Origin of the sequence: Streptomyces klenkii, from assembly GCF_003626645.1 — a bacterium.
GTDB lineage: Bacteria > Actinomycetota > Actinomycetes > Streptomycetales > Streptomycetaceae > Streptomyces > Streptomyces klenkii.
Genome location: NZ_RBAM01000032.1, coordinates 24,313 through 30,637 on the forward strand (window position 1 = coordinate 24,313; position 6,325 = coordinate 30,637).

The 6,325-nt window shown below is 71.7% G+C and carries 6 protein-coding genes and 1 tRNA gene; 1 reads left to right on the forward strand and 6 read right to left on the reverse strand.

Features of this window, described 5'->3' with window-relative positions:
- Positions 1–13 precede the first annotated feature (13 nt).
- Positions 14–1,207 carry an argininosuccinate synthase gene (locus D7231_RS33440; protein ID WP_120759936.1) on the reverse strand — a complete coding sequence of 398 codons (1,194 nt, stop codon included), beginning with the start codon at positions 1,205–1,207 and terminating at the stop codon, positions 14–16.
- 201 nt (positions 1,208–1,408) lie between these two features.
- Between D7231_RS33440 and D7231_RS33445 the strand changes: the two genes are divergently transcribed.
- Positions 1,409–1,485, forward strand: a tRNA-Pro gene (locus D7231_RS33445).
- A 96-nt stretch (positions 1,486–1,581) separates the two neighbouring features.
- Here D7231_RS33445 and D7231_RS33450 read toward each other — a convergent pair.
- From D7231_RS33450 to D7231_RS33470, 5 genes are all read right to left on the reverse strand, one after another.
- On the reverse strand, positions 1,582–2,784 hold the full coding sequence (locus D7231_RS33450; RefSeq protein WP_120759938.1) for an amidohydrolase family protein: 1,203 nt from the start codon (positions 2,782–2,784) through the stop codon (positions 1,582–1,584).
- A 132-nt stretch (positions 2,785–2,916) separates the two neighbouring features.
- Complete coding sequence (locus D7231_RS33455) at positions 2,917–3,459, reverse strand: arginine repressor (protein WP_120759949.1); 543 nt, start codon at positions 3,457–3,459, stop codon at positions 2,917–2,919.
- 7 nt (positions 3,460–3,466) lie between these two features.
- Positions 3,467–4,663, reverse strand: coding sequence for an acetylornithine transaminase (locus D7231_RS33460; protein WP_120759940.1), 1,197 nt, complete (start codon positions 4,661–4,663; stop codon positions 3,467–3,469).
- On the reverse strand, positions 4,660–5,643 hold the full coding sequence (argB, locus tag D7231_RS33465) for an acetylglutamate kinase (protein ID WP_120759943.1): 984 nt from the start codon (positions 5,641–5,643) through the stop codon (positions 4,660–4,662). Before argB ends, D7231_RS33460 begins: the two co-directional genes overlap by 4 nt.
- Positions 5,640–6,325: bifunctional ornithine acetyltransferase/N-acetylglutamate synthase (locus D7231_RS33470; RefSeq protein WP_199739512.1), on the reverse strand; the 686-nt coding region annotated here is incomplete at its 5' end. The genes argB and D7231_RS33470, both read right to left, overlap by 4 nt.

Below are 6,325 nucleotides of genomic sequence, written 5' to 3' on the forward strand. Positions count from 1 at the left end.
CCAGGTCGTGCGGTCAGGCCAGGTCGCGCTTCGCGGCGATCTTCGAGGAGAGGCCGAAGATCTCGATGAAGCCCTTCGACATCGACTGGTCGAAGGTGTCGCCCGTGTCGTACGTGGCGAGGTTGAAGTCGTAGAGCGACTTCTCGGACTTCCGGCCCGTGACGACGGCCCGGCCGCCGTGCAGCGTCATCCGGATGTCTCCGGAGACGTGCTCGTTGGCCTCGGCGATGAAGCCGTCCAGGGCCCGCTTGAGCGGGGAGAACCACAGGCCGTCGTAGACGAGCTCGGTCCACCGCTGCTCGACCTGCCGCTTGTACCGGGCGAGCTCGCGCTCGACCGTGACGGCCTCCAGCTCCTGGTGGGCGGTGATCAGCGCGATCGCGCCGGGCGCCTCGTAGATCTCCCGGGACTTGATGCCCACGAGCCGGTCCTCGACCATGTCGAGCCGGCCGATGCCCTGCGCGCCGGCCCGCTCGTTGAGCTGCTGGATGGCCTGGAGCACGCTGACGGGCTTGCCGTCGATGGCGACCGGGACGCCCTGCTCGAAGGTGATGATCACCTCGTCGGCCTCACGCGGGGTGGCCGGGTTGGCCGTGTAGTCGTAGACGTCCTCGATCGGGGCGTTCCAGATGTCCTCCAGGAAGCCGGTCTCGACGGCCCGCCCGAAGACGTTCTGGTCGATGGAGTACGGCGACTTCTTGGTGGTGGCGATCGGCAGGCCCTTGGCCTCGCAGAAGGCGATGGCCTTGTCCCGCGTCATCGCGTAGTCCCGGACGGGGGCGATGCACTTGAGCTCGGGCGCGAGGGAGGAGATGCCGGCCTCGAACCGCACCTGGTCGTTGCCCTTGCCGGTGCAGCCGTGGGCGACGGTGGTCGCGCCGTGCTTCTGCGCGGCGGCCACCAGGTGCTTGACGATCGTGGGCCGGGAGAGGGCGGAGACCAGCGGGTACCGGTCCATGTAGAGGGCATTGGCCTTGATCGCCGGGAGGCAGTACTCCTCGGCGAACTCGTCCTTGGCGTCGGCGACCTCCGCCTCCACCGCACCGCAGGCGAGCGCGCGCTTGCGGATGACGTCCAGGTCCTCGCCGCCCTGGCCGACGTCCACGGCAACGGCGATGACCTCGGCGCCCGTCTCCTCGGCGATCCAGCCGATGGCGACGGAGGTGTCCAGGCCGCCGGAGTAGGCGAGTACGACGCGCTCGGTCACGGGTTTCTCCTTACGATGCATTCGCTGATGGGTATAACTATGCACTCCACCGTATGGTTCGTCAACGCCCTTCCGGTGTCACTTTGAGTGGCGGCCTGGTCACGCGGGCGGGACTCCGGACCCCGAATTTGGATCACGCCGCCAAACAGGATATTTTCTTCTTGCACGCCCGACCGGGGAAAACCCGGGAGGGACGAGCACCGGGACGTGGCGCAGCTTGGTAGCGCACTTGACTGGGGGTCAAGGGGTCGTGGGTTCAAATCCCGCCGTCCCGACCAGCGGATAACCGCAGGTCGGAAGCCGTCTCCTCGCACAGCGAGGGGGCGGCTTCCGTCGTTTCCGGGGCCTTAGCCCCGTTCCCTCGTGCTTTCCGTTTACGGCAGCGCGACCCGTACGCCCTCGCGGAAGACCGCGGTCACCGCGTGGACGGCCGTGATGTCGGCGAGCGGATCCCCGGCCACGGCCACGAGGTCCGCGTCGAAGCCGGGCGCTATGCAGCCCTTGCGGCAGGCGACGCCGCAGGCGCGGGCCGCCGCCGAGGTCGCCGCGCGAAGCGCCTCCAGCGGGGTGAAGCCCGCCTCCACCATGGCGGCGACGCTGTACGGATGGCTGCCGTGGGCCTTGGCCGGGAAGATCCCCGAGTCGCTGCCGCACACCACCCCCACGCCCGCCTCGCGCATCGCGGCCATTCCGGCAACCAGGCCGGGGAGGCGCCGGGCGATCCCCGGCGGGGGCGGCGGGCCGCCGGGCAGGGACCCCAGGGTGAGGGAGGCGACCACGCCGAGGCGGACCATGTCGTCGAGCACCCGCCGGTCGAAGTCCACGCCGGGGTCGTCCTCGTCGCTCTCGTCGGTGATCTCGGTGACGAAGAAGCAGTGCTCGACCATGTCGAACCCGGCGGCCACGGCGTCGGCGATGCCGGCCGCGGAGTGCGCGTGCGCCGTGGCCGGAAGGCCGTGCCGGTGCGCCTCGCGCACGGCGGCGAGCAGTTCGGCGTGGCCGTACTGCACGCGGAAGGGGTCCGAGCCGGGGGTGAGGTCGCCGCCGGTCACCATCACCTTCACGACGTCCACGCCGCGTTCGGCCCGCTCGCGCACGGCCGCCCGGATCGCGTCGACGCCCTCGGCCTGCCCGCCGAGGAACCAGCAGTGGCCGCGGGCGGTCGTCAGGGGCGGGCCGGAGGCGAGCACGGTGGGCCCGGCGGTGGGGTCCTTGGCGGTCTCCTCCCGGATCCGCAGCGCGAGGTACCCCCGGTCCCCCAGGTCGCGCACGGTCGTCACGCCCGCGGCGAGGGTCGCGCGGGCCGCGGCCCGCATGCGGTCGAGCAGCTCCTCGTCGCCGGCGCGCCGCAGCCGGCCGGCGGCGTCCTCGCTCGCGTCGAAGGCGAGGTGGACGTGGGTGTCCACGAACCCGGGCAGCAGCGTCGCCTCCCCCAGGTCCACGAGCGCGGCCTCCGCGGGCACGCTCCCGCCCGGCACCACGCCGGTGACGCGCCCGCCCTCCACCAGCACCGCGGGCCGCTCGGCGGTCCCCGGGCCTATCCCGTCGAAGAGCCTCGCCGCGCGGATCGCCAGCATGTGTCCTCCCTCGCCCCGCGCCTGCGGTTGGGCCGGTGTTCACGAGGCCGACGCCCTGCGCCCCTCGACATCCTGCCCACACCGGCGGCGAGTTCACGCCCCGGACCCCGGCGGCGGTGTCCGGACGGCGCGTCAGCGCTCCTTCTGAGCCAGCCTCAGGAGGTGGTCCGCGAGGGCCTGGCCGCCCTTGGGGTCGCGGCTGATGAGCATCACCGTGTCGTCGCCCGCGATGGTGCCGATGATCTCGTGCACGCCCGCCTGGTCGATCGCCGAGGCGAAGAACTGGGCGGCGCCCGGCGGGGTGCGCAGGACGACGAGGTTGGCGGACGCCTCCGCCGAGATCAGCAGCTCGCCCGCGAGGCGGGCCATGCGGGCCTCGGTCGCGGACTCGCCGAGCGGGGCCCGGGGCGTGCGGTCGCCGCCCTCGGAGGGGACGGCGTAGATCAGCTCGCCCCCGGTGTTGCGGATCTTGACCGCGCCCAGTTCGTCGAGGTCGCGGGAGAGCGTCGCCTGGGTGACGGTCAGCCCGTCGTCGGCGAGCAGCTTGGCGAGCTGGCTCTGCGACCGGACCGCCTGCCGGCCGAGGATGTCCACGATCCGGCGGTGGCGGGCGGTACGGGTCTGCGGTACGGCCTGTCCGCCGTGGAACGGCTCCGGCTCCTGCGCCTGGGTCATCGTCTCGTCAGTCTCCGCTTCGTCGTTCCCCGGGAGCAGCGGCGTCCAGGACACCCGGCAGTGCCCGGAGGAACGTTTCCACCTCATCTTCGGTGATGACCAGCGGCGGGGCCAAACGCACCACGTCGGGTGCGACCGCGTTCACCAGAAGGCCGGCGTCCTGTGCTGCCTGCTGCACCTTCGGTGCAAGGGGCTCGGAAAGGACAATACCCAGCAGCAGGCCCGCGCCACGGACGCGGTCGACCAGGGGGTGGCCGAGCGCAGCGATCCCGTCACGCAGCCGCTCCCCCGCCGCGGTCGCGCGGGCGAGGATCCCCTCGCTCTCCAGGGTGTCGATGACGGCGAGGGCGGCGGCGCAGGCGACGGGGTTCCCGCCGAAGGTCGAGCCGTGCTGACCGGGTGTCAGCAGGTCGGCGGCCGCGCCGAAGGCGAGGGTCGCGCCGATGGGCAGGCCGCCGCCGAGGCCCTTGGCGAGGGTGACGACGTCGGGCTCGGCGCCCTGTGCTTGATGCTCGAACCAGTGGCCCGTACGGCCGATACCTGTCTGGATCTCGTCCAGGACGAGGAGGGTTCCGGTGGCGCGGGTGATCTCGCGGGCGGCGGCCAGGTAGCCGGGGGGCGGGACGATGACGCCGCCCTCGCCCTGGACGGGCTCCAGCACGACGAGCGCGGTGTCGGTGGTGACGGCGGCGCGGAGGGCGTCCTCGTCCCCGTAGGGGACGTGGGTGACGCCGGCGGGGAGCGGCAGGAAGGGGTCCTGCTTGGCGGGCTGGCCGGTGAGGGCCAGCGCCCCCATCGTGCGGCCGTGGAAGCCGCCGGTGGCGGCGACCATGTGGGGCCGCCCCGTACGCCGTCCGATCTTGAAGGCCGCCTCGACGGCTTCCGCCCCCGAGTTGGCGAAATACACGCGGCCCGGCCGGCCCGCGAGGCCGAGCAGCCGCTCGGCGAGGGCGACCGTCGGCTCGGCGGTGAAGAGGTTGGAGACGTGGCCGAGGGTGGCGATCTGGTCCGACACGGCCCGGACGACCGCGGGGTGGGCGTGGCCGAGGGCGTTGACGGCGATGCCGCCGACGAGGTCGAGGTACGGCTTGCCGTCGGCGTCCCAGACCGTGCTGCCCTCGCCGCGCACCAGGGGGATGCGCGGGGTGCCGTAGTTGTCCATCAGGGCGCCCTGCCAGCGCTCGGTGAGTTCCGCGTTGCTCACGGCTTCCGTGCCTCCTGTCCGGTTGCCGGCGGTGCCGCCGGGTCGGGGACGACCATCGTGCCGATGCCTTCGTCCGTGAAGATCTCCAGCAGGATCGAGTGCTGGACGCGGCCGTCTATCACGCGGGCCGTGGTGACGCCGTTGCGGACGGCGTGCAGGCAGCCCTCCATCTTGGGAACCATGCCGCTCGCGAGGTCCGGCAGCAGCGCCTCCAGTTCGCTCGCCGTGAGGCGGCTGATGACCTCGTCGCTGTGCGGCCAGTCCTCGTACAGGCCCTCGACGTCGGTGAGGACCATGAGCGTCTCGGCGCCGAGGGCCGCGGCGAGTGCGGCGGCGGCGGTGTCGGCGTTGACGTTGTAGACGTGGCCGTCGTCGGCGCTGCGGGCGACGGAGGAGATGACGGGGATGCGCCCGTCGTCGAGCAGGGCCTGGACGGCGCCGGTGTCGATGGCGGTGATCTCGCCGACGCGGCCGATGTCGACGCGCTCGCCGGCTATCTCGGCGTAGTGCTTGGTCGCGGTCATGGTGTGGGCGTCCTCGCCGGTCATCCCGACGGCGAGCGGGCCGTGCTGGTTGAGCAGCCCGACGAGTTCGCGCTGGACCTGCCCGGCCAGGACCATGCGGACAACGTCCATGGCCTCGGGGGTGGTCACCCGCAGGCCAGCTTTGAACTCCGATACGAGGCCGAGCCGGTCGAGCTGCGCGCTGATCTGGGGGCCGCCGCCGTGCACGACGACGGGGCGCAGCCCGGCGTGGTGGAGGAAGACGACGTCCTGGGCGAAGGCGGCCTTGAGCTCGTCGTCGACCATGGCGTTGCCGCCGAACTTGATGACGACGGTCTTGCCGTGATGCCGCGTCAGCCAGGGCAGTGCTTCGACGAGGATGCGGGCCTTGGGGAGGGCGGTGTGTTTACGGGTCGTGCCCGCGTTGTCGGTGCTGTCCGTGCTGTCGGTGCTGTCCGTGCTGTCCGTGGTCGTCATGAGGAGTACGCGCTGTTCTCGTGGACATAGTCGGCGGTGAGGTCGTTGGCCCAGATGACGGCGGTCTCGGAGCCCTCGGCGAGGTCGGCAGTGATACGGATCTCCCGGTAGCGCATGTCGACGAGGTCACGGTCGTCACCGACAGAGCCGTTACGGCACACCCACACGCCGTTGATGGCGACGTTGAGCTTGTCGGGGTCGAAGGCCGCGGAGGTGGTGCCGATGGCGGACAGAACACGGCCCCAGTTGGGGTCCTCGCCGTGCAGGGCGCACTTGAGGAGGTTGTTGCGGGCGATGGAACGCCCGACCTCGACCGCGTCGTCCTCGGTAGCGGCGTTGATCACCTCGATACGGATGTCCTTGCTCGCCCCCTCGGCATCACCAATGAGCTGACGCGCCAGGTCATCGCACACGGTCCGAACGGCTTCGGCGAAAGCGTCCGGGGCGGGGGCGACGCCGGAGGCACCGGAGGCCAGGAGCAGGACGGTGTCGTTAGTGGACATGCAACCGTCGGAATCGACACGATCGAACGTCGTCCGGGTCGCGGCACGCAAGGCGGTGTCGAGTCCGGGAGTGTCGACGTCGGCGTCGGTGGTCAGGACAACGAGCATCGTGGCCAGGCCCGGGGCGAGCATCCCCGCACCCTTGGCCATGCCACCCACCGTCCAGCCCTCACCCTGCA